Here is a 22,095-nt window from a genome sequence, read left to right on the forward strand (position 1 = left end):
CAATCTGAGCCATGATCAAACTCTTCAGTTTAAAAAGTTTGCTCAAACTCGTGAATCACGTCTGACTTTAACTATATTCTTCAATCCGAAGATTAAAGAACGTAAAGCGAATTGACATGGTCACTTGTTTAAGACTTCAAAGTTTTTGAGAAGTCTCCAGCAAGCGCCCACACAAATTATCTGATTATCTATTTTAAAGAGCGTCTGACTCGTTGTCCGCTTCGTTGTTGTGAAGCGTTGTCCGTGTCAGTGGGTGCGTATAATACGCATCAGAATTTTTGACGCAAGCACTTTTTGAATTAATTTAAAAAAAACGCCATTAAAGCTACTCAACCCACCAAACTGATTATTTATTAATCAAAAACAAGCTTTTGTCGTTTATTATTTAATCATCTCTATGAGTTTTCTGGCGCAAGTCACCCTCCCAACAATTTTCAAGCGACTATTCGCGCCTGCGCGTGGAGCAGAAAATTAGTTGGGTGGGTGACGCAACGCCACTCTGTCAGCCTAAAAACGAAAAAGCCCGCTGCTTGGATAAGCAGCGGGCTTTTAAATGCTTTTAAGCTAAGCGATTAGCCTAGGAACTTGCGTGCATTTTGGAATAGACGCAACCAAGGACCTTGCTCTTGCCAATCTTCTGGCTTCCAGCTGTGTTGTACCGCACGGTAAACACGCTCTGGGTGAGGCATCATGATAGTCACACGACCATCTTCAGATGTTAAACCTGTGATACCTTCAGCAGAACCATTCGGGTTGTATGGGTAACGTTCAGTTGCCTGACCGTAGTGGTCAACATACTGAAGGGCTACTTGGCCATTCGCCTGAAGGATTGCTTTGTGTGCATCATCACGGTATTCCGTGTGACCTTCACCATGAGCAACTGCGATCGGCATGATCGAGCCAGCCATGTCTGCTAGTAGAACAGAGTTAGACTCTTTCACTTCTACTTGCACTAGACGTGCTTCGAACTGTGCTGATTGGTTACGTACAAACTTCGGCCAGTTTTGCGCACCAGGAATCAGGTCATGCAAGTTAGATAGCATCTGACAACCATTACATACACCTAGAGAGAAGGTTTCTTTGCGGTTGAAGAAGGCTTCGAACTGCTCGCGTGCACGTGAGTTAAACAGGATAGACTTCGCCCAACCTTCACCGGCACCTAGTACGTCACCGTAAGAGAAACCGCCACAAGCGACTAGCCCGTGGAACTCTTCTAGTGAAATGCGACCAGACAGGATATCACTCATGTGTACGTCAACAGGGTTGAAGCCAGCTTTATGGAAGGCTGCTGCCATTTCCACTTGACCGTTAACACCCTGCTCACGCAATACCGCCATGCGAGGTTTCGCGCCAGTATTGATGTAAGGGGCTGCAACATCTGCATTGATATCGAAGCTTAGCTTGGCAGATAGACCAGGATCTTTTGCATCTAGCAAGTTATCGAATTCTTGCTGCGCTGATTCTGGGTTATCACGTAGCGCTTGGATACGGTAGCTTGTTTCAGACCAAGTACGTTGCCAAGTCACACGGTCTTGAGAAAGCACTTGCTCACCTTGGAAAGCGAAGTTCAAGGTATCGCTATCGTTTAGAGTTGCAATCGCTGTCGCAGAGACGCCTGCCATTTGGTAAGCCGCTAGTACTGCGTCCACTTCGCTGTTCGCGACTTGAATCACTGCACCTAGCTCTTCGTTGAACAATGCCGCCGCTAGAGACGCTTTGTCTTTCGCTACGTTTGTTAGGTCAACATCTAAACCGATGTGGCTCGCAAAAGACATTTCTGTCAGTGTTGCGAATAGACCACCGTCGGAACGGTCATGGTAAGACAGTAGCTTACCTTCAGCATTCAAGGCTTGAGTCGTATCGAAGAAACCAGCCAGTACTGCTGCACTGTCAACGTCAGGAGTTGCGTTACTTACTTTGTTAAATACTTGCGCAAGTACCGAACCACCTAGACGGTTTTGACCCGCACCAAGATCCAACAGGATCAATTGGCTGTCAGCTTTCTTAAGCTCAGGAGTAAGAGTCTTACGAACATCTTCCACTGGCGCAAACGCTGAAATCACTAGAGACAATGGTGAAGTAACCGCTTTTTCTTCGCCGTCTTCTTTCCATACTGTCTTCATCGACATAGAGTCTTTACCAACAGGAATCGCGATATCCAGTGCAGGACATAGTTCCATACCGACTGCTTTAACCGTTTGGTATAGCTTCTCGTCTTCACCAGCATGACCCGCAGCCGCCATCCAGTTTGCTGATAGCTTAATGTGGTTACGTTTGGTGATTTTCGCTGCCGCAAGGTTCGTTAGCGCCTCACCTACTGCCATGCGACCAGATGCTGGTGCATTCAATAGCGCTGCTGGCGTACGCTCACCCATAGTCATTGCTTCACCAGTGTAGCTATCTAGTGACGAAGTCGTTACCGCTACATCTGCTACAGGTACCTGCCATGGACCGACCATTTGGTCACGCGCCACCATACCTGTGATAGTACGGTCACCGATGGTGATCAAGAAGCTCTTAGACGCAACCGTTGGTAGGCTCAGCACGCGTTTTGCTGCTTCTGCCAATTCAACTTCAGAACCGTCAAAGTCATCGCCTTTTACATCGGCTTTAGTCGCTTCACGGTGCATCTTAGGTGGCTTGCCAAATAACACAGACATTGGTAGGTCAACTGGGCTGTTGTCGAAGTGTGGATCTTCCACTTCTAGGTGCAGTTCTTCTTTCGCTTCACCAACCACAGCAAATGGACAACGCTCACGCTCACAGATCGCTGCGAACTCGTCAATGCGGTCAGCAGGGATCGCCATTACGTAGCGTTCTTGAGATTCGTTACACCAGATTTCTAGCGGTGACATGCCTGGCTCGTCGTTCAATACTTTACGTAGATCGAACTTACCGCCACGCTCGCCGTCTTTTACAAGCTCTGGCAAAGCGTTAGAAAGACCGCCCGCACCCACATCGTGGATGAAGCTGATTGGGTTCTTGTCACCAAGCTGCCAACAACGGTCGATAACTTCCTGACAACGACGCTCCATTTCAGGGTTGCCACGTTGTACAGAAGCGAAGTCTAAATCTTCGTTGCCGTCTGCAGAGGCCATAGAAGAGGCTGCGCCACCGCCAAGACCGATCAACATCGCAGGACCACCTAGTACTACTAGTTTAGAACCTACTTGGATCTCGTCTTTTTCAACGTGCTCACGACGGATGTTACCGATACCGCCTGCAAGCATGATTGGCTTGTGGTAACCGCGAACTTCGTCACCCGTTGGGCCTTCTACTTTCTGCTCGAAAGTACGGAAGTAACCTAGTAGGTTTGGACGACCAAATTCGTTGTTAAATGCTGCGCCACCGATAGGACCTTCGATCATGATGTCCAGTGGTGTCACGATGCGGCTTGGTTTGCCGTATTGGCTTTCCCATGGTTGTTCAAAACCAGGAAGTTTAAGGTCAGAAACCGTGTAGCCTGTTAGACCCGCTTTAGGCTTAGCGCCGATACCGGTCGCGCCTTCGTCACGGATCTCACCACCAGAACCTGTCGCTGCGCCAGCAAATGGGGCAATCGCGGTTGGGTGGTTGTGGGTTTCAACCTTCATCAGAATATCGATGTTCTCTTGCGAGAAATCGTATTCACGTGTTTCAGAGTTCGGGAAGAAACGACCTGCTTTGTGACCTTCCATAACCGCGGCGTTGTCTTTGTATGCTGACAACGTGCCATCTGGGTTATGTTCGTGTGTGTTCTTGATCATCTTGAACAAAGAACGCTCTTGCTCTTCGCCATCGATAGTCCAAGAAGCATTAAAGATCTTGTGACGACAGTGCTCAGAGTTTGCTTGAGCAAACATCATTAGCTCTACGTCATTTGGGTTACGACCCAATTCTTTAAACGCTTCGACTAAGTAATCAATTTCGTCTTCCGCCAACGCCAAACCAAGTTTTTGGTTCGCCTCGACTAACGCCTCACGACCACCGCCAAGAATATCCACGCTTGTCATCGGAGTTGGTGTTGCGTGACTAAACATAGACTCTGCTGCGGCAACATCTAGCAACACGCTTTCTGTCATGCGGTCATGAAGTAGCGCTGCGATCTCACTGCGCTGAGCATCTGAGAAAGTTTCGCTTGCGTGAATAAAGTATTGCACACCACGTTCAACACGCTCGACCAACTCAAGGCCACAGTTATGCAGAATGTCCGTCGCTTTAGAAGACCATGGCGAGATGGTACCTAGACGTGGCACTACTAACACGTAGTTGTCAGATACTTGAATCGGCGCAGACTTAGCCCCGTAAGTCAGAGCCTGTTCTAGCACACCCTGTTGTTCTGCAGTCAGTGCCTGATCTGACTTTAGCTCAACAAAATGTAGAAACTGGGCATCGATATCTGTGATGGATGGGTACAGGTCTTGTAGACCGGCTAAAAGCTTAGCTTTGCGAAACGCGGAAAGCGCTGCGGAACCATGCAGAGTCAGCATGTCGAGTTTTGCCTCATATGGTGGTTTGGGGAAAAATTTGCGCACATTTTAAATCATTGGGGTGTTTTGAAGCCAGTATAGACTGCATATATTCGTCACTTTCGTCACTCGGATGTCGAACTTATGCCTTTAGCTTGTTGTTTTAACCGCTTTTTTTGCTCGCGACGGTACTGAAAAAAGTTTGAAAGCTGGGTGCTCGCCTGCTCTGCTAAGACCCCACCGGTCACTTCGACCCGATGATTTAAGAAGTCATGCTCAAAAAAGCGCTGCTGGCTTTCCACCACACCGCTTTTAGGTTCTGTCGCACCATAAACCACCCGCGCCACTCGACTGTGAACGATCGCTCCCGCACACATAGAACAAGGCTCTAACGTGACGTATAGCGTCGCGCCAGGCAGCCGGTAGTTATTGGCTTTTTGACAGGCATCGCGGATTGCTCGGATTTCGGCATGAGCCGTTGGATCACAAGTATGGATGGGCGAGTTAAAGCCTTGGCCAATAATCTGCTCATCTTGGACAATCAGTGCACCCACAGGAATTTCGCTCTGTGCGGCGGCCGCTTGCGCCAGTTCTAGCGCTTTACGCATCCAATATTCATCACGTGCTGCGGTTTGTGCATCTATATGATGCGGGTCTATTGCACTGGGCATTTCAAATCTCCTAAACTCAGGTTAACCATTATACAAGGAGTTTTGAGTGTGCAAACTGTAGCAGACCTAATGATCACGGACTTAATCACGTTAAAAGAGAGCGATTCGCTGGCGAAAGCCAAAACGCTGATGGCACAGAAAAATATTCGCAACCTGCCAGTGGTCGATGAAGAAGGCAACTGCCTCGGCATGCTGACCCAACGTGAATACCTAAAACACGCCTTTTATTTAGTCAGTCAATTCGGCACTCAGCAACTGACCAAAAAAGAAGAGCAAACGCCTGTACGCAACGCCATGAACAAAGATATTTTGACGGTCTCGCCATCACAGTCTCTGAAAATGGCAGCAGAGTTCTTCATCGAGAATAAGTACGGTAGCTTACCTGTGGTCGAAGATGGCAAACTAATCGGCATTTTAAGCCCGGTGGATTTTGTCAAACTCGCCTACGACATGCTTGAGCAGTAATTGCAGACACAAAAAAACCAGCACTAGGCTGGTTTTTTTAGGCATTAATTAGATCGGCTTTTTTTCCAGTTTGACCTCTGCGGCTTGGGTGCCAAAGTCGGTTTCAGTGATGGTAAAGCTGACGGACTGTCCCTTTTTAAGAGTCTTGTGCCCGTCTGCTAAAATCGCACGATAATGCACAAACACATCATCTGCGTCATCTCGTTTGATGAACCCCACCCCTTTGGTATCGTTAAACCAGCGCACTTTGCCAAATAACCGTTCTGTCATGCATGCCTCTTATTATTGTTGGCAAACAATACGCCCCGTCACTAGGTACGGGGCACTGTTTGTTACAACGACGCGATACTTGCTTTTTGCTCTTCTAAACGAGCAACAACTGACCTCAAGTCCTCGCATTTCGCCTTTTCTTTCTCGACTACGGCGGCTGGCGCTTTAGCAACAAATGATTCATTGCCTAGTTTGCCTTCAATACGCTGTAGATCTTTACTCGCTTTGTCGATTTCTTTTTGCAGACGCGCAAGCTCAGCTTCTTTGTCGATTAGGCCTGCCATAGGCACCAAGACTTCCATTTCACCTACTAGTGCTGTCGCTGACATTGGCGCCTCTTCACCTGATGCCAACCAAGTAATGGATTCGATCTTGGCCAATTTCTGCAAGAAGGTTAAGTTCGCTTCCATACGTGCTTGGTCTTGTGCTGAACCACTGCGGAAGAACACCTCAAGTGGTTTAGATGGCGCAATGTTCATCTCACCACGGATATTACGTACCCCTTCGATGACACCTTTTAGCCACTCAACATCTGCTTCCGCTTCAGCGTTTTTCTTCGTTTCTTCAGCAGCAGGGTAAGCTTGCATCATGACCGTATCGCCCGCTTGACCCGCAAGTGGCGCAACACGTTGCCAAATCTCTTCAGTGATGAATGGCATCATTGGGTGCGCTAAACGCAAGAAGGCTTCTAGTACTCGTACCAAAGTACGGCGCGTGCCCGCTAGCTGTGCTGGAGTGGAGTTTTCATCCCAAAGAACTGGTTTAGAAAGCTCTAGGTACCAGTCACAGTATTCGTGCCACATGAATTCGTAAATGGCTTGTGCCGCCAAGTCGAAACGATGAGTGTCGTAAGCTTTATTTACCGCATCTTCAGTATGCTGCAGACGTGAAATGATCCACTTATCCGCTAGCGATAGCTCAACCTCAGTGCCGTTTTGCGCACAGTCTTGACCTTCTGTGTTCATCAACACGTAGCGCGCTGCGTTCCAGATCTTGTTACAGAAGTTGCGGTAACCTTCTAAGCGGTTAAGGTCGAACTTGATATCACGACCACCCGATGCCAATGAGCACAAGGTAAAGCGTAGCGCGTCAGTACCGTACGCTGGCATCCCTTCTGGGTAAGTTTCGCGTGTATTCTTCTCAACTTTTTGCGCCAAGTGTGGCTGCATCATGCCGTAAGTACGTTTCGCAACCAGTGATTCGATATCGATACCATTGATCAAATCCAATGGATCGATCACGTTACCTTTAGATTTCGACATCTTATCGCCGCGCTCATCACGAATTAGACCAGTGATGTAAACCTTCTTAAACGGCACTTTATTGGTGAACTTCAAGGTCATCATGATCATACGAGCGACCCAGAAGAAAATGATATCAAAGCCGGTCACTAGTACATCAGACTCAGCAAATAGCTCAAAGTCTTCTGTTTCTTCTGGCCAACCTTGCGTCGCAAAAGTCCATAGCGCCGATGAGAACCAAGTGTCTAGCACGTCTTCATCACGAGTCAGTTCGACATCACCTGCAAGGCTGTATTTTTCACGTACTGACGCTTCATCGTTACCTACGTAAACATTGCCTTCGGCATCGTACCAAGCAGGAATTTGATGGCCCCACCACAGCTGACGCGAGATACACCAGTCTTGTAGGTCACGCATCCACGCGAAGTAGGTGTTTTCCCACTGTTTTGGCACAAACTCGATCGAGCCGTTTTCTACCGCTTCAATGGCTGGCTTCGCTAGTGTTTCTACCGCTACGTACCATTGCTTGGTTAGGTAAGGCTCAACCACTGTGTTACCGCGCTCGCTGCGCGGTACTTTCAGTTTGTGGTCCGCAATTTTCTCAAGTAAGCCCAACTCTTCAAAGTCAGCCACGATCGCTTTACGCGCGTCAAAACGATCCATACCTTGGTATTTTTCTGGCGCGACATCATTGATCGCTGCATCATCGGTAAAGATGTTGATCATTGGCAAGTCGTGACGCTTACCGACTTCGTAGTCGTTAAAATCGTGCGCTGGCGTAATCTTCACACAGCCAGTACCGAATTCTTTATCCACGTATTCGTCAGCAATGATCGGAATACGACGACCCACTAGAGGCAACTCGATTTCTTTGCCCACTAAATCCGCGTAGCGCTCATCATCTGGCGCCACAGCAACCGCCGAATCACCTAACATGGTTTCTGGGCGCGTAGTGGCAATAACGATGTAGTTGTTACCTTCAGCTGTCGTCGCGCCATCCGCTAGTGGATAACGGAAGTGCCACATGAAGCCATTTTCTTCTTCTGACAGAACCTCTAAGTCAGAGATGGCGGTATGTAGCTTAGGATCCCAGTTGACTAGGCGCTGACCGCGGTAAATGATGCCTTCATCAAATAGGCGCACAAATACTTCTTGTACCGCCGCAGACATACCAGGGTCCATGGTGAAACGCTCGCGACTCCAATCTACTGAGTCACCTAAAACACGCATTTGATCGGAAATGGTGCCGCCCGATTGGCTTTTCCATTCCCAAACCTTTTCTAGGAATTTTTCGCGGCCAAGCTCGGTACGCGTTTGGTTTTGTGCTGCCAACTGACGCTCTACTACCATTTGTGTTGCGATACCGGCGTGGTCACTGCCTGGCTGCCACAAGGTACGCTGACCTTGCATACGCGCACGGCGAATCATGGCATCCATCAAGCTGTGCTGGAACGCGTGCCCCATGTGCAGGCTACCGGTGACGTTTGGCGGCGGAATCATGATCGAAAATGGTGAACCGTCTCCGCTTGGTGCGAAATAGTTATTTTCTTCCCAGCGTGCGTAGATAGGCTGTTCAATGCTTTGGGGTTGGTAAGTCTTTTCCATTATGGTGTCTTAAAGCTCTTGGATGGCAAAATTAAGTTGCTGGAATTATAACGCTTAGCGGGCGACCGAGAAAGTCGCACAGCGTTACCTTTGCTCTCGTTTGGCGATTTCTAGCATCACTTCCTCGACAATTTCTGGAAGTTTGCGTTCAAGTACGGTTTGGATCACTTCACTGAGCAGATTCGAGCTTGGCGAAGCTTGAGCAGCTGACTCAGAATGAGCTTCAGTCGGCGCTGCTTGATCGGTACTGTCTGCAGCCGTTTGTGGTTGCTCTAGTGCGCGTTTGGCTGCATGAAAAGCGGCTTGTTCGGTCGAGATAGTAGGAGTAGCAGTTGTCGTCGGCACAACAGGACGCTTAAGCATCGTGTCTTTTTTGGCGGAGACAGCTTTAGCCGTCACTGGGCGCACTTCAGGATCAATCGTTACTGAGCTTTGCAGATGCTCTTCTTGACTGACTAAAGGCGTATCGTCGCCAACAATATCCATCAGAATGGGAATATCGTCTTTGTTACGCAAGGCCGCCGTTAATACGGTTTCATCCGGCTCGGATAAATACATATTTACATCAGAAAGCACGTCAGACATAAACACCACAACTTATACTATTAATAGATACCACCTACTGCCGAAACAGGGTGTGCTCGCTTGGCCATCGAACCAGATAATTGTACAACTTTCGCACTGCCGCCCACAAAAGTCCACCCTAGCCGCCGTAAAGCCACTTTACACGCCATAAAAAAAGCCCAACTAGCAGGCGCTAGCTGGGCTTGAATATTTGACAATATTGCTTACTAGAAGCTTAGTTCGCCTTAGCTAACAGGTATTGTGTTAACAACCCTACAGGGCGGCCACTAGCACCTTTGGTTGCACCACCAGCCCAAGCGGTACCGGCGATATCCAAATGTGCCCATGGGTAACTTTCGGTGAAGCGCGATAAGAAACACGCCGCTGTCACTGAGCCTGCTTCAGGGCCACCGATGTTGGCAATATCAGCGAAGTTGCTGTCTAGTTGCTGCTGGTACTCTTCATCCAGCGGCATCTGCCACAATTTGTCAGCCGCTTCTTTGCTGGCTGCTTTTAGTGCGTCTGCGACGTCTTGCTTATTGGCATACATACCAGAATTCACACTACCCAGAGCCACAATACACGCACCGGTCAAGGTTGCGATATCAACCACAGACTGCGGCTTAAAGCGCTCAATGTAGGTCAACGCATCACACAACACTAGACGACCTTCCGCATCAGTGTTCAAGACTTCTACGGTTTTACCCGACATGGTTTTCACGATGTCACCAGGCTTAGTGGCACGACCACTTGGCATGTTTTCCGCTGCTGCAATCACAGCGGTGAAGTTCAGGGCAGGTTTCAACTCACAAATGGCTTTCATGGTGCCAAATACGCTCGCTGAGCCACACATGTCGTATTTCATTTCATCCATTTTTGCGCCTGGTTTCAAGGAAATACCACCGGTATCAAAGGTAATACCTTTACCTAATAATACATGCGGCGCTTCGTCTTCTTTACCACCACGGTAATGCATCACAATTAAGTAGCTTGGCTGATCACTGCCGCGACCGACAGATAGCAGACAGTGCATACCTAGCTCGTCCATTTTGGTCTCATCAAGCAGTTCAATCTCGATGCCGTATTCTTCGCCTAGTTGCTGCGCCTGTGATGCCAAGTAAGATGGCGTACATACGTTGCCTGGCAGATTGCCTAGCTGACGAGTAAACGCAGAGCCGGCGGCCGTGGCAGCACCGACTTTAACCGCCGCCTCGTTATCACCTTCGATCAGCAAAGTTTCTACTTTGGTCGTCTTTTCAGCATCGTCTTGCTTAAAGCCTTTAAACTCATAGAAGCTTTCGTTTAACCACTGCGCCAGCAAGGTATTCACGTTATCACTGCCACGCTCGTTGACTGCCAGACCTGATGCGGCCAGCGCCACGTTGGCATACGGTAGGCCTTTGATTTGGCTACCGATCGCGCCTACTACTTTTTTCAGTTTCATATCAGACAAGGCGTCTTTGCCGGTGCCGACTAACAGCACTGCTGGTTGCGCAGCATCAGTACTTGGCAATAATAGCGTTTGTGCCACACTGGCTTTGAAAACGGCTTGTTCACGCAGCGCCAAAATTTGACCGTTGAGTTTTTCATCCCATTGCGCAGTCGCAGCAGGCAGCTCACCTTCGCTTGGCACAAACAGCACTAGCAGGTCAGCGTCGACCGTCGCAACGTTGTTGAACAATTCTGTCTTCATAATTCCCATCCAATTCAATAATCTTTCTAAAATATACTGGCTACCTTCGCCAACTAACGAGATAATATTGGCCAAATTTTTAAGGTAGCGGCTGCCTGAAGTCACGCTAGAACTCCAGAAGAGGTTCCTTTGAAACTATTCAGATACTTGGCTAAAGAAGTGTTGGTGTCAACCGCAGCGGTGACCCTCGTCTTACTTCTTGTCATTTTAAGTGGACGCATCGTCAATTACCTCGGCCGTGTCGCCGAAGGTAAAATGAGTTTTGATTTTTTATTCGTCATCCTAGGCTTGCACATCCCAAGCTTTATACAGGTGATTTTACCGCTCGCGTTTTTCCTCTCGCTGCTATTAGCCTACGGACGCCTATACATCGAAAATGAGATGTCGATTCTCTTTGCCAGCGGCGTCAGCAAGGTCAAATTGGGCGTTTACACTCTTGGCATCGCGCTTTTTATCACGCTTTTATCCGCTCTCATCAACTTTTGGGTCGCCCCATCGTTTGAATATCAAGCCAAGGAGATGTCACAAGAGCAAAGCCGCCTAACGGTATTTGATCTTCTACAGCCCGGCACCTTCGAAGGCTCAGGACAAATGTCTATGTATGTTGAGCGCCTTACTGAGGAAGAAGGCTGGATGGAGAATCTATTTGTCTCCGATGTGGTGGTGAAAAATGGCCTTTCGACCCCCACTCAGACGCTCGCCCAATACGGTGAATTGGTGCGTTTTGAAGAGCACGAAGGCCTGCAATACTTGGTACTAAAAGATGGTATCCGTTATGAAGGTACGCCTGGCTCAGCTGATTACCGTGTGACGACGTTTGATACGTATGCGCTACGTATGGAAGAAACGCCGGCACAAACCATTACCGCTCAAGAAGCACAGCCAACCACAACCTTACTGCGCTCGAATAATCCAACTTACATTGCCGAATTACATTGGCGTATTAGCCTCGTGGTGATGGTGCCGATCCTAGCCATTATCGGCTTATCGCTCAGTCAGGTGAATCCGCGCCAAGGCCGCTTCTTTAAAATGCTCCCCGCTATTGCTCTATTAATTGGCTATCTCGGGCTTTTAATTTGGGGCAAAACAGCACTTGAGAAGCAACAAATCCCGATTAACTTGGGCCTATGGTGGATTCACGCTTTATTCGCTCTTATCGGTGGCTACCTATTTTTAGTCTTTAATCAGACGTTTTCTCGAAAAGCGGCCAAATTGCCTTCAACAACAGGAGCGTCCAATGCGTAAGCTTGATCGTTATGTCGGCACATCAGTATTGCTGGCCGTGTGCTTAGTGACTTTTGTCTTGCTGGGGCTGGATTTTGCCATCACCTTTATTGAAGAAGTAAAACGCATCAATGAGCAGTACACCGCTGGCGTTTTGATGCAAGTCTTGGCTTTAAAGATACCCGGCAAGCTAGCCGAATACCTGCCTGTCGCCTCTTTGATCGGCACCCTAATCGGCTTGGGGGCATTGGCTTCTACCTCCGAAATTACCGTCATGCGTGCCGCGGGTATTCCGCTATGGCGTCTTGGCTATGCAGCTTGTAAGCCTATTCTTCTATTAGCCTTAGTCGGCCTGATCGTGGCCGAGTTTGTCTCACCTATCGCCGAGCAAAAAGCCAATTTAGTAGATAAAATTCAACATGGCAGCGGCCAGAGCTTTGCCATCAGCGGCGGCAGCTGGCTCAAGACCAATGGCGATTATGTCTACATTGATGCAGCGGATACCGATGGCAACCTTTACCGTATGACCATCTATGATCGTGAAGGCGATCAGCTGCATGCCATCATTACTGCGCAACGAGCGACGCAAATCGCCGATAACCGCTGGCAGCTTCACGACATCGAAACGACTACGTTTACCCCTGACCAAGTGATTGTTGAGCAAGCCGACACCGTCGAGTGGCGCTCTTCTTTGCGCTCGGACTACCTTTACTTATCCACGCAAGAACCAGATAGCTTATCGCTGACTCAGCTTTATCAGTATCAATCCTTTTTAAACAGCCAAGGCCTGAATGCCGACAATTATGAATTGTCCTTCTGGAATAAAGCGTTACGCCCTTTATCCTCTTTGGCGCTGGTCATTGTTGCTATTTCCACCATTTTTGGCCCACTACGCTCGTCTACCATGGGTGCGCGTATTTTCTCTGGGGTTTTGATTGGTCTGACTTTCCAAAATACTTTGTACATGACAGGACGCTTTAGCTTGGTCAGCAGTTTGCCGCCACTGGTCGGCATCCTAGTGCCTATTTTGGTGTGTTTTGGTATCGGCCTCTACTTACTCAAGCGCCGCCATTAACGTCTATTTCAGACATAAAAAACGCGATCTAAGGATCGCGTTTTTTATGATCGATAAACTCGAGTCGAGTGTCGGTGAGCTTGTCGTGCCAGGTCGCGCCGTCTTTGTCCAGCAAGGCCCACCAAAAACCTAGCCCGGCGCATGCCCAAGACACCAACGCTAACAGATAACGCGCCGTCGCTTGGCGCAACGTGACCTGCGTACCATCCGTTTGCACGAGGCGAAATTTCCACACCTGCATCCCTAACGTCTGCCCTGGATAACGCCAGAATTTGACAAAAAACCCCCATGCGATCAGCAACAACAGCCAAAACAACCAGCCCGCTTCAACGGCTTCGCCATCGTTGGCCATCACGGCAATCCAGCCCACCACAAAATACAGAGCAATTAACAATAACGAATCATAAAACGCCGCCGCCAAGCGACGCCAAAGCTGAACCTTTTGCTGCATCAGTTTTATCGCCTTAGATCTCAACACAAAAAGCCATAATGCAGAGTAATAGGTTGCTTTTAAAGGCAACCGTGTAAAAACCGCCAGCAAACCCGATAGAGATCAATAAAAGCCAACTAGGCAGCGATAAAACGCTCAATCCGCTGCAGCGCTTCTTCGATGCGCGCATCATCACAGGTATAGGCGAAGCGCACGTACTTATGAGCATCGCGTTGGCCAAAATCCGCGCCTGGCGTTAACGCCACAAATTCTTGCTCCAAAAGATCAAGCGACCACTGCATAGCGTCATCGGTCAGCGAAGAGACATCAACATAAATATAAAAGGCCCCTTGCGGTGACGCCGCGACCGGCAAGCCTAGACGCTCGATGCCCGCTATCAAGGTCGCACGACGCGAAGCGAGCGTCTGGCGTCGCGCTTCACATTCAGCCAACACATCTTGATCAAAGGCTTTCAACGCCGCGTATTGCGCGATCGAGGGCGCCGAAATAAATAAGTTTTGCGCCAATTTAGTGGCGCCCTCTACCGCCCACTCCGGCACCACAATCCAACCCAAGCGCCAGCCTGTCATAGCAAAGTATTTGGAGAAGCTATTCACGACAAAAATATCTTCACTGACACTTAACGCAGTAAAGTCTTCACCTTCAAACACCAAGCCTTGATAGATTTCATCGACCAACAAATGACCGCCCTGCTGCTGCACGATTTGCCAGGCCTTGGCCACGTACTCTTTACTCAACACAGAACCTGTCGGGTTCGCGGGCGAAGCTAACCACAACCCCGTGGTATGCGCTTGCCACTGCTGTGCCAAGGTATCTAGATCAATTGCAAAGTCAGGATTAGCCGAACAATCTAACATACGCGCCTGCGCGCCTACCTGAGTCAAAAAATTACGATTACAGGGATAACAAGGGTCCGGCATCAACACCTCAGAGCCCACGTCCGCCATTAATGAGCTCAGCAAAATCAACGCCCCCGATGCACCTGGTGTGACGATAATGCGCTCCGGCGCAACGTCCACTTGATAGCGCGTTTGGTAAAAGTCGCTGATCGCTTGACGCAACTCAGGCAAGCCAGTGGCGGCGGTGTAACCAGTTTGTGCATTAGCGATAGCTGCTTGTCCAGCGTCATTGACGGCCTTAGGCGCGACAAAGTCGGGCTCGCCCACTTCGAGGTGAATAACGTCTTCACCTTGCGCTTGTAACTGTTTGGCACGCGCCATCACCGCCATGACTTGAAACGGAGCAATCTGCTCCACCCGCTTGGCTAAACTCTGGGTCATAATCAAAGAAGTCCTTGCTATGCTGGAAAAAGAAATAATATTTTTGCGCAAAAATTGTGGTTATGCTGGAAATTATCTGATAACTTTCCGCCCGAAAATTTAAACCACATTAACTTAATGTAAACAGGTTACCACAAGGAACACCTGGGAAGTGAGGCAACGCTATGCCAAATACAAACCCTGAATCATTGATGAAAGACTTTACTCCTTACGTTGCGGCGGAAGGGGAAGAGTACATGAACGAACAACAGTTGGCGCACTTTAAAAGCATCCTTCTCAATTGGAAGCAAAACCTAATGGAAGAGGTTGATCGCACCGTTCACCACCTGCAAGAAGAGGCGGTTAACTACGCGGATCCGAACGACCGAGCTAGCCAAGAAGAAGAGTTCAGCCTGGAACTGCGTGCTCGCGACCGTGAGCGTAAACTGGTGAAAAAAATCAATCAGACGATCGAGCGCATCAACGAAGATGACTACGGTTTCTGTGATGAGTGTGGTATCGAAATCGGCATCCGCCGTCTAGAAGCTCGCCCGACAGCGACCATGTGTATCGATTGTAAGACCCTTGCCGAAATTAAAGAGAAGCAAATCGGCAGCTAATCTATGGCCGATGCTTATCGCGGCCGGTTTGCGCCCTCGCCAACCGGCCCACTTCACTTTGGCTCACTACTCAGTGCAGTCGCCAGCTACTTAGATGCTCGTCAGCAGCATGGCACTTGGCTAATTCGCATCGAAGATGTGGACGGCACTCGTTGCTCGCCTCGTTTCCAAACCAGTATTCTTGATACCTTAACCAGCTATGGCCTGATTTCTGATGAGCCAGTACTGGTGCAATCCGAGCGCCATGAGCTTTATCAAGCCTATCTACAGCAATTGATCGAGCAAGACCTGGCTTACCCATGCAACTGCACCCGTGCTGCATTGGCTTGCTACCAAGGATTGCATCCGCACCGTTGCGATAGCCACACAGACCAGCCACACTCGTGGCGAGCGCATTGCGATCAAGGGCAGTTTGAGTTCTTTGATCCCATTCAACAACAGCAGCGCTTCGATCTAGCAGAACAACCCAACCACCCTGTCCTCAAACGCAAAGATGGCTACTTTTCTTACCAGCTTGCTGTCGTTGTGGACGATCACTTACAAGCCATCAGTGACATCGTTCGTGGAGCTGATCTACTCGACACCACGGGCCAACAGCTCTGGTTGTATCAGCAATTTGACTGGCAAGCCCCCAAGCTATGTCACCTGCCATTGATCGTGAATGAGCGCGGCGACAAAATCAGTAAACAAAATCATGCCAAAGCCATCGAAAACGGCTGCTGCCGCACTTTAAAAAGCGTCTTGCACTACCTTGGTTTACGCGACATCCCCCACGATTACAGCCTGTCACAGCTACTTGATTGGGCCAGCACACACTGGCAGCGCCAACACCTGACACAGCAGAACTTATCCCTCGCAGAAAAAGACCTCGACCTAATTGGCTAACACCTATTACTCGCCCAGCTAAAGTGAGTATAATCGTTACAACCAGTTACAAGGGGTGACAGCATGTATCATATTATGGTCATTTGCGGCGATCAGTCGCCGTTAAAAGAAGTCGATCGCTGGCTTAGTCGCAATGGCTTTCACGTCAACATCAGCCAATCTATCGACCAAGCGCTCAAGTACTATGAACTGAGTGATTTCGAGCTCTTACTAATTGATGCCGATGCTGCCTCTGATGACGCCCTCAGCTACATCAGCGAGCAAGCCTTTATCATCTTTGACCAACGCCCCAGCCTCAATGCTGCCATCGAATACATGGCCAAGGGCGCGAGCTACTTTATTCCGCTGCCCACCGACCCTGAAACGGTTTTGGCGCAAGTCATCGACGCCTTAGAAAAGCGCCAACAGACGCCAACTCAAACGGCCACAGCAAGCAATCACATCAGTTTGTTCGCCGGAGAAGATCAACCCACGCCTGCAGAAATGACACTTGGCACCCCCGAGAGTGGCATCATCGGCAATAGCCCAGCCATGCATGTGTTGTTTGATGAGTTGGTAAAAGTCGCCAAAACCGATGCCACCGTCCTGATTCACGGAGAATCCGGTACTGGTAAGGAGCTGGTCGCTAAGTCGATTCACAATTTATCCAAGCGCAAAGATCACCCGCTCATCAGCGTCAACTGCGCCGCTATCCCAGAAAACCTGATCGAATCCGAACTCTTTGGTCATGAAAAAGGCGCCTTTACTGGCGCGGTATCGGCCCGTGATGGCTTGATCGTTGCTGCCGACCACGGCACGCTATTTTTGGATGAGATCGGCGAGCTACCACTCGAAGCTCAGGCGCGACTATTACGTGTGCTGCAAGAAGGTGAGATTCGTCGCGTCGGCGCTGTTAGCTCAACCACCGTGGATATTCGCCTAGTAACGGCCACCCACCGCGACTTATTACACATGGTAGAAACCGGCATGTTCCGTGAAGACTTATACTACCGCTTGTATGTCATGGAGCTTGAGGTGCCACCGCTGCGCGAGCGTGGCGATGACATTGCACTGATCGCTAAGACCTTATTAGAAAAAGCCTGCCACAAGCACGATAAGAGCGTCCCTAAATACACTAAGGCATTTGATCAAGCGATCCGTGAGCATGACTGGCCAGGCAACGTACGTGAGCTTGAGAACGCGCTAGAGCGTGCCATCATCCTAAGCCCTGAAGGTAAGCTGGAAGCCAGCAACCTTAAACTCAAAAGCAAACGTCGTCATACAACTGCAATACAAAGCGACGATACTAATGCCGCTCCGCTCGAACCGTCATTTGCCATCAATGGCACCACCATGGACGACTACTTCAAACATTTTGTGTTGACGCACCAACATAAAATGACCGAAACACAACTCGCACAATCACTGGGCATCTCTCGAAAAAGCCTTTGGGAAAGACGTCAAAAGCTTGGCGTGCCCAGAAAAGTAACGGAACAAAAGTAACAAATGTTACTAAACGAATCATTCAAAGCCTTGCAAATTGTAAAAAAAGTGCACAGGTTTTCTAAAATTGTCTTATTTTTCAAGCTATTGAAAGAATTGGCACAACAAATGCCTTATATAGAGCACAACGATAACAAGATTGACGATAATAAAAATAAGTTGATCATGTGAACGTTCCTACAAATAAAAATAAAACATTAGGAACACCGCAGCCTCTTCAAATAAAAATAAAAATTTGAGGCTGTGGATGGAAAAATCGCTTTGGATAATTGATTTTTTTAGATATGCCAGCCGTTAGGCGATGAAAACATTGCAAAAATAAAAATAAAACTTGAGTAGAACTGCAGAAGCAGCACCAACTTTGTTTTCGGAACTAGTATCTTCGATGTATCCAAAGCGATTATTTTATTTTCGCCCTTCTTAGCTATACACCCTTCTCCTTAATTCTTTACTATTACTTCTTTCTTTATCGTGTAACTTCTACGTTGCCCGTGTAGAATATCCACACCGTTAATTGTCGAAATTATATTAATAATGCTTGCAGGTTTTAGGTCTTTGGTTCGTAAAGCGACTTCACTCTTTGGCTCAGACGAGTCTTCACAGCTCCCTCTTGAGATTCCCCGAGATGAACACACTTTTTCGCGGAAAAACGTCAGCCCGAATGCGCTGAAAGTGCTCTATCGCCTGCATGAAGCAGGGTTTGATGCCTATCTCGTAGGTGGCTGTATTCGTGACCATTTGATTGGTATTGAGCCGAAAGATTTCGATGTCGTTACTAATGCCACGCCTGAAGAAGCGCACGACTTATTTTCCAACTCACGCCTGATCGGCCGTCGTTTTAAGCTAGTTCACGTCACCTATGGCCGTGAGATCATCGAAGTTTCTACCTTCCGTGCCAACAGCGCCGCACAGCAGAGCGAGGCACCAGCCAAAGCCAACACTTCGCTAAAAGGCAAAGATACCGCTCGCTCGACGCACGGTATTTTATTACGTGACAACGTCTACGGCAGCATTGAAGAAGACGCAGAGCGCCGTGACTTTACGTTTAATGCGCTGTACTACAACATTGCCGACTTCTCCCTACACGATTACTGTGGTGGCTTAGCCGATATCGAACAGCGCCAGATCCGCATCATCGGTGATCCGCGCCAGCGCTACCAAGAAGACCCTGTGCGCATGTTGCGTGCCATACGCTTTGCGGCCAAGTTGGATTTTGAAATTGAAGCCGTTACCGCAGCGCCCATTAAAGAAATGGCGCACCTACTGGATCACATCCCACCAGCACGCTTGTTTGAAGAAGTGCTGAAGCTTTTAGGCAGCGGCAATGGCGTCACTACCTTTAAACTGTTACGTGAATACGGTCTATTCAAATATCTGTTCCCTGATTTAGATGCACTGCTGGACAGCGGCTGGCAGCGCAAAGACATCCAGCCCGACGCGTTTGTTATTCAGGGCTTAGAAAACACCGACGCTCGCATCCGCGAAGGCAAAAGCACGGCGCCCTATTTCTTATATGCAATCCTGCTTTGGCCAAGTGTGACCTTGCGTCATGAAGAGTTCGAACAGCAAGGCTTACCTGCCCTGCCAGCGCTGCACCAAGCAGCCAGCATGGTGCTAGACAACCAAGTGGCCTCTACGGCAATTCCGCGTCGTTTCTCAACGCCGATGCGTGAAATTTGGGATCTGCAGTTCCGTTTACCTAAACGTTATGGCAAACGTGCTTTCACGCTACTGCAACATCCACGTTTTCGCGCCGCTTATGATTTCCTATTGATTCGTGAGCTAAGTGGCACTGAGCTGGGTGGCTTGGGCCAATGGTGGTCAGAATTCCAAAAGGCGCCTGAAAATCAGCAGCGCGCATTAATCAATAAAGCCGACGCACGCCAAGGCGACAGCGATACCAGCAAACCTAAACGCCGCCGTCCACGTCGTCGCAAGAGCAACTCCAAACGCTCACAAGAATAGTGAGGCATGACTATGAATACGGTCTATATTGGCCTAGGAAGTAATCTAGAAGACCCGCTGGCGCAACTTAAAAGCGCCATCAGCACATTACAACAGCACCCAGACATCGCCCATTTTACGGTGTCTGAGATCTACCGTAGCAAGCCTGTTGGCCCACAAGACCAACCTGACTTCATCAACGCTGTGGCACGCTTTGACACCGAGCTTAGCGCCATCGCCACACTCGACCTGCTACAAAGTATCGAACAAGCCCAGCGCCGTGTACGCGAGCGCCATTGGGGCCCACGCACCCTTGATCTTGATATCTTATTGTTTAATCAAGAGCTGATTGATGAGCCTCGACTGAATGTGCCACATCCGTTTATGCTAGAGCGTGGCTTTGTCATTCGCCCGCTATTAGATTTAGCGCCACAGCTACGCTTGCACAATGGCAAAACCGTTGCCGAGCATGTCAATCAACTTGATACCAGTGACCTGGTTGCGATCAAAGAAGCCTAAACTATGTACACAGATACATCCGTGAACCAGCCGCGTCGCCCTATCACCTTATCCAAGCTGCGCAAGATGAAACAAGCAGGGGAAAAATTCACCTGCCTGACTTGCTACGATGCCACCTTTACCTACGCCATGAACCAGGCAGGCGTTGAGACCATTTTGGTCGGTGACTCCTTAGGCATGGTGGTACAAGGCCAAGACAGTACGCTACCGGTTACGATTGATGATATGTGTTATCACACGGCCGCGGTAAAACGTGGTAATGGTCACGCTTTTATTCTCGCCGACATGCCCTTTATGAGCTACAGCACACCCAACCAAGCCCTAGAAAACGCGGCTAAGTTGATGCAAGCTGGCGCGCATATGGTCAAGCTAGAAGGCGGCGCATGGCTGGCCGACACGGTAAAATTATTATCTGAACGCGGCATTCCAGTCTGCGCGCATTTGGGTCTGACGCCACAAGCCGTACATAAGCTAGGTGGCTATAAAGTACAAGGCCAGGATCAAACCCAAGCAGAGCTGATTCACCAAGAGTCACTGGCATTGGTCGAAGCAGGCGCTGATATTTTATTGTACGAATGCATTCCCAGTGCATTAGGTAAAACCCTGACTGAGGCCATGCCTGTCCCTGTGATCGGCATTGGCGCTGGGGCCGCGACCGACGGCCAAGTTTTAGTGATGCATGATATGCTGGGCGTAAACATTGGCCGCCCTGCCCGCTTTGTGAAAAACTTCTTAACGGACGGCCGTACTATTGAACAAGCCTTCGCGGCTTACGTGGCCGCCGTAAAAGACGGCTCCTTTCCTGCACCTGAACATACTTTTGACGCATGAAAACATTCCATACCATTGCTGAGCTTCGCACAGCACTAAAAAGCGAGCGCCTACAAGACAAACGTATCGCCTTCGTCCCTACCATGGGCAATCTACATGATGGACACATGGAGCTGGTACGCCGCGCTCGCCAAGCTGGCGATGTGGTGGTCGCGTCTATTTTTGTCAACCCAATGCAGTTTTCCGCCAACGAAGACCTTGAGCGCTACCCGCGTACCCTAGCCGAAGACCAAGCCCTGCTAGCAGCCAACACCTGTGACTACCTGTTTGCGCCCTCAGCGCTGGAAATGTACCCTGACGGTAAGCGCAGCCAAACACAAATCGAAGTAACAGGCTTATCCGACATCTTGTGTGGCGCTTCGCGCCCTGGTCATTTCGTCGGCGTGGCCACCGTAGTCACCAAACTTTTTAATATTGTCATGCCAGACTGCGCGATTTTTGGTAACAAAGATTATCAACAATTGAAAGTCATCGAAGACATGGCACGTGATCTAAGCTCTAACGTCGAAATTATTGGCGTCGATATTGCCCGTGCCGAGTCAGGTCTGGCGATGAGCTCACGTAATGGCTATCTAAGCCCTGAAGAACTCGCTATCGCGCCGACTATTTATCAGACCCTGCAATGGGCGAAACAGCAGATTGAAGCGGGCAATAGCTCTTACGAGACCATCTGCGAACAAGCTCAACAGAAGCTTGAAGCCGCTGGTTTTAGCCGCGATTATTTCGAAATTCGCGCGCAACATAATTTATTAACACCATCAGAGAAAGAGACGCAGCTGGTTATCTTAGCTGCCGCCTATTTGGGCAAAGCACGATTGATCGACAACATCACCGTTGATTTATCCTAA

General features: G+C 49.1%; 18 protein-coding genes. 10 read left to right on the plus strand and 8 right to left on the minus strand.

The window, feature by feature from the left end; all coding sequences use genetic code 11:
* Window positions 1–572 precede the first annotated feature (572 nt).
* The gene (purL, locus tag JQX58_RS14215) at window positions 573–4,469 is read right to left on the minus strand and encodes a phosphoribosylformylglycinamidine synthase (protein WP_204147517.1); all 3,897 of its coding nucleotides are present in this window, start codon (window positions 4,467–4,469) and stop codon (window positions 573–575) included.
* Window positions 4,470–4,573: 104 nt separating this feature from the next.
* Window positions 4,574–5,119 (minus strand): tRNA adenosine(34) deaminase TadA, encoded by a 546-nt coding sequence (tadA, locus tag JQX58_RS14220; RefSeq protein ID WP_204147518.1) that lies wholly within the window; start codon window positions 5,117–5,119, stop codon window positions 4,574–4,576.
* A gap of 48 nt (window positions 5,120–5,167) precedes the next feature.
* On the opposite strand from tadA, the gene JQX58_RS14225 reads away from it, so the two are divergent.
* Window positions 5,168–5,584 carry a CBS domain-containing protein gene (locus JQX58_RS14225; protein WP_204147519.1) on the plus strand — a complete coding sequence of 139 codons (417 nt, stop codon included), beginning with the start codon at window positions 5,168–5,170 and terminating at the stop codon, window positions 5,582–5,584.
* Between the two features lie 48 nt (window positions 5,585–5,632).
* On the opposite strand, the gene JQX58_RS14230 is transcribed toward JQX58_RS14225, so the two are convergent.
* From JQX58_RS14230 to JQX58_RS14245, 4 genes are all read right to left on the minus strand, one after another.
* Window positions 5,633–5,854 (minus strand): cold-shock protein, encoded by a 222-nt coding sequence (locus tag JQX58_RS14230; RefSeq protein WP_204147520.1) that lies wholly within the window; start codon window positions 5,852–5,854, stop codon window positions 5,633–5,635.
* Window positions 5,855–5,916: 62 nt separating this feature from the next.
* Window positions 5,917–8,700: a valine--tRNA ligase gene (locus JQX58_RS14235; protein ID WP_204147521.1), complete on the minus strand. Its 2,784-nt coding sequence runs from the start codon at window positions 8,698–8,700 to the stop codon at window positions 5,917–5,919.
* Between the two features lie 84 nt (window positions 8,701–8,784).
* Entirely contained in the window at window positions 8,785–9,285 is a 501-nt protein-coding gene (locus JQX58_RS14240) for a hypothetical protein (protein ID WP_204147522.1), read from the minus strand.
* A gap of 214 nt (window positions 9,286–9,499) precedes the next feature.
* Window positions 9,500–10,957, minus strand: coding sequence for a leucyl aminopeptidase (locus JQX58_RS14245; RefSeq protein ID WP_204147523.1), 1,458 nt, complete (start codon window positions 10,955–10,957; stop codon window positions 9,500–9,502).
* Between the two features lie 129 nt (window positions 10,958–11,086).
* Here JQX58_RS14245 and lptF point away from each other — a divergent pair, with 129 nt between their 5' ends.
* Both lptF and lptG read left to right on the plus strand, forming a co-directional pair.
* Window positions 11,087–12,202: an LPS export ABC transporter permease LptF gene (lptF, locus tag JQX58_RS14250; RefSeq protein ID WP_204147524.1), complete on the plus strand. Its 1,116-nt coding sequence runs from the start codon at window positions 11,087–11,089 to the stop codon at window positions 12,200–12,202.
* Entirely contained in the window at window positions 12,195–13,256 is a 1,062-nt protein-coding gene (lptG, locus tag JQX58_RS14255; RefSeq protein ID WP_204147525.1) for an LPS export ABC transporter permease LptG, read from the plus strand. The genes lptF and lptG overlap by 8 nt, the downstream gene beginning before the upstream one ends.
* 28 nt (window positions 13,257–13,284) lie before the next feature.
* Here the strand turns inward: lptG and JQX58_RS14260 are convergent, their stop codons facing one another.
* A complete protein-coding gene (locus JQX58_RS14260; RefSeq protein WP_204147526.1) occupies window positions 13,285–13,707 on the minus strand; it encodes an RDD family protein in 423 nt (140 codons plus the stop codon).
* Window positions 13,708–13,823: 116 nt separating this feature from the next.
* A complete protein-coding gene (locus tag JQX58_RS14265; protein WP_204147527.1) occupies window positions 13,824–14,987 on the minus strand; it encodes an aminotransferase class I/II-fold pyridoxal phosphate-dependent enzyme in 1,164 nt (387 codons plus the stop codon).
* A 164-nt stretch (window positions 14,988–15,151) separates the two neighbouring features.
* Here JQX58_RS14265 and dksA point away from each other — a divergent pair, with 164 nt between their 5' ends.
* The 7 genes from dksA to panC all read left to right on the plus strand — a co-directional run bounded on the left by dksA (window position 15,152) and on the right by panC (window position 22,095).
* Window positions 15,152–15,586 (plus strand): RNA polymerase-binding protein DksA, encoded by a 435-nt coding sequence (gene dksA / locus JQX58_RS14270; RefSeq protein ID WP_204147528.1) that lies wholly within the window; start codon window positions 15,152–15,154, stop codon window positions 15,584–15,586.
* Window positions 15,587–15,589: 3 nt separating this feature from the next.
* Window positions 15,590–16,471, plus strand: a complete 882-nt coding sequence (gene gluQRS / locus JQX58_RS14275; protein ID WP_204147529.1) for a tRNA glutamyl-Q(34) synthetase GluQRS — start codon at window positions 15,590–15,592, stop codon at window positions 16,469–16,471.
* A gap of 63 nt (window positions 16,472–16,534) precedes the next feature.
* Complete coding sequence (locus JQX58_RS14280; protein ID WP_204147530.1) at window positions 16,535–17,953, plus strand: sigma-54 dependent transcriptional regulator; 1,419 nt, start codon at window positions 16,535–16,537, stop codon at window positions 17,951–17,953.
* A 534-nt stretch (window positions 17,954–18,487) separates the two neighbouring features.
* Complete coding sequence (gene pcnB / locus JQX58_RS14285; protein WP_204147531.1) at window positions 18,488–19,918, plus strand: polynucleotide adenylyltransferase PcnB; 1,431 nt, start codon at window positions 18,488–18,490, stop codon at window positions 19,916–19,918.
* A 12-nt stretch (window positions 19,919–19,930) separates the two neighbouring features.
* Window positions 19,931–20,416 carry a 2-amino-4-hydroxy-6-hydroxymethyldihydropteridine diphosphokinase gene (gene folK / locus JQX58_RS14290; RefSeq protein ID WP_420827042.1) on the plus strand — a complete coding sequence of 162 codons (486 nt, stop codon included), beginning with the start codon at window positions 19,931–19,933 and terminating at the stop codon, window positions 20,414–20,416.
* 3 nt (window positions 20,417–20,419) lie between these two features.
* Window positions 20,420–21,247, plus strand: coding sequence for a 3-methyl-2-oxobutanoate hydroxymethyltransferase (panB, locus tag JQX58_RS14295; RefSeq protein WP_204147533.1), 828 nt, complete (start codon window positions 20,420–20,422; stop codon window positions 21,245–21,247).
* Window positions 21,244–22,095, plus strand: coding sequence for a pantoate--beta-alanine ligase (gene panC, locus JQX58_RS14300; protein WP_204147534.1), 852 nt, complete (start codon window positions 21,244–21,246; stop codon window positions 22,093–22,095). The genes panB and panC overlap by 4 nt, the downstream gene beginning before the upstream one ends.

It is taken from the genome of Marinomonas ostreistagni (genome assembly GCF_016888445.1).
In the GTDB taxonomy this organism is placed as follows: domain Bacteria; phylum Pseudomonadota; class Gammaproteobacteria; order Pseudomonadales; family Marinomonadaceae; genus Marinomonas; species Marinomonas ostreistagni.

Excerpts from the sequence above, each read along its gene's own strand:
- purL (WP_204147517.1), bottom strand. The coding sequence starts at position 4,469 with ATGCTGACTCTGCATGGTTCCGCAGCGCTTTCCGCGTTTCGCAAAGCT.
- tadA (WP_204147518.1), bottom strand. The coding sequence starts at position 5,119 with ATGCCCAGTGCAATAGACCCGCATCATATAGATGCACAAACCGCAGCA.
- JQX58_RS14230 (WP_204147520.1), bottom strand. The coding sequence starts at position 5,854 with ATGACAGAACGGTTATTTGGCAAAGTGCGCTGGTTTAACGATACCAAA.
- JQX58_RS14235 (WP_204147521.1), bottom strand. The coding sequence starts at position 8,700 with ATGGAAAAGACTTACCAACCCCAAAGCATTGAACAGCCTATCTACGCA.
- JQX58_RS14240 (WP_204147522.1), bottom strand. The coding sequence starts at position 9,285 with ATGTCTGACGTGCTTTCTGATGTAAATATGTATTTATCCGAGCCGGAT.
- JQX58_RS14245 (WP_204147523.1), bottom strand. The coding sequence starts at position 10,957 with ATGAAGACAGAATTGTTCAACAACGTTGCGACGGTCGACGCTGACCTG.
- lptG (WP_204147525.1), top strand. The coding sequence starts at position 12,195 with ATGCGTAAGCTTGATCGTTATGTCGGCACATCAGTATTGCTGGCCGTG.
- JQX58_RS14260 (WP_204147526.1), bottom strand. The coding sequence starts at position 13,707 with ATGCAGCAAAAGGTTCAGCTTTGGCGTCGCTTGGCGGCGGCGTTTTAT.
- JQX58_RS14265 (WP_204147527.1), bottom strand. The coding sequence starts at position 14,987 with ATGACCCAGAGTTTAGCCAAGCGGGTGGAGCAGATTGCTCCGTTTCAA.
- dksA (WP_204147528.1), top strand. The coding sequence starts at position 15,152 with ATGCCAAATACAAACCCTGAATCATTGATGAAAGACTTTACTCCTTAC.
- gluQRS (WP_204147529.1), top strand. The coding sequence starts at position 15,590 with ATGGCCGATGCTTATCGCGGCCGGTTTGCGCCCTCGCCAACCGGCCCA.
- JQX58_RS14280 (WP_204147530.1), top strand. The coding sequence starts at position 16,535 with ATGTATCATATTATGGTCATTTGCGGCGATCAGTCGCCGTTAAAAGAA.
- pcnB (WP_204147531.1), top strand. The coding sequence starts at position 18,488 with ATGCTTGCAGGTTTTAGGTCTTTGGTTCGTAAAGCGACTTCACTCTTT.
- folK (WP_420827042.1), top strand. The coding sequence starts at position 19,931 with ATGAATACGGTCTATATTGGCCTAGGAAGTAATCTAGAAGACCCGCTG.
- panB (WP_204147533.1), top strand. The coding sequence starts at position 20,420 with ATGTACACAGATACATCCGTGAACCAGCCGCGTCGCCCTATCACCTTA.
- panC (WP_204147534.1), top strand. The coding sequence starts at position 21,244 with ATGAAAACATTCCATACCATTGCTGAGCTTCGCACAGCACTAAAAAGC.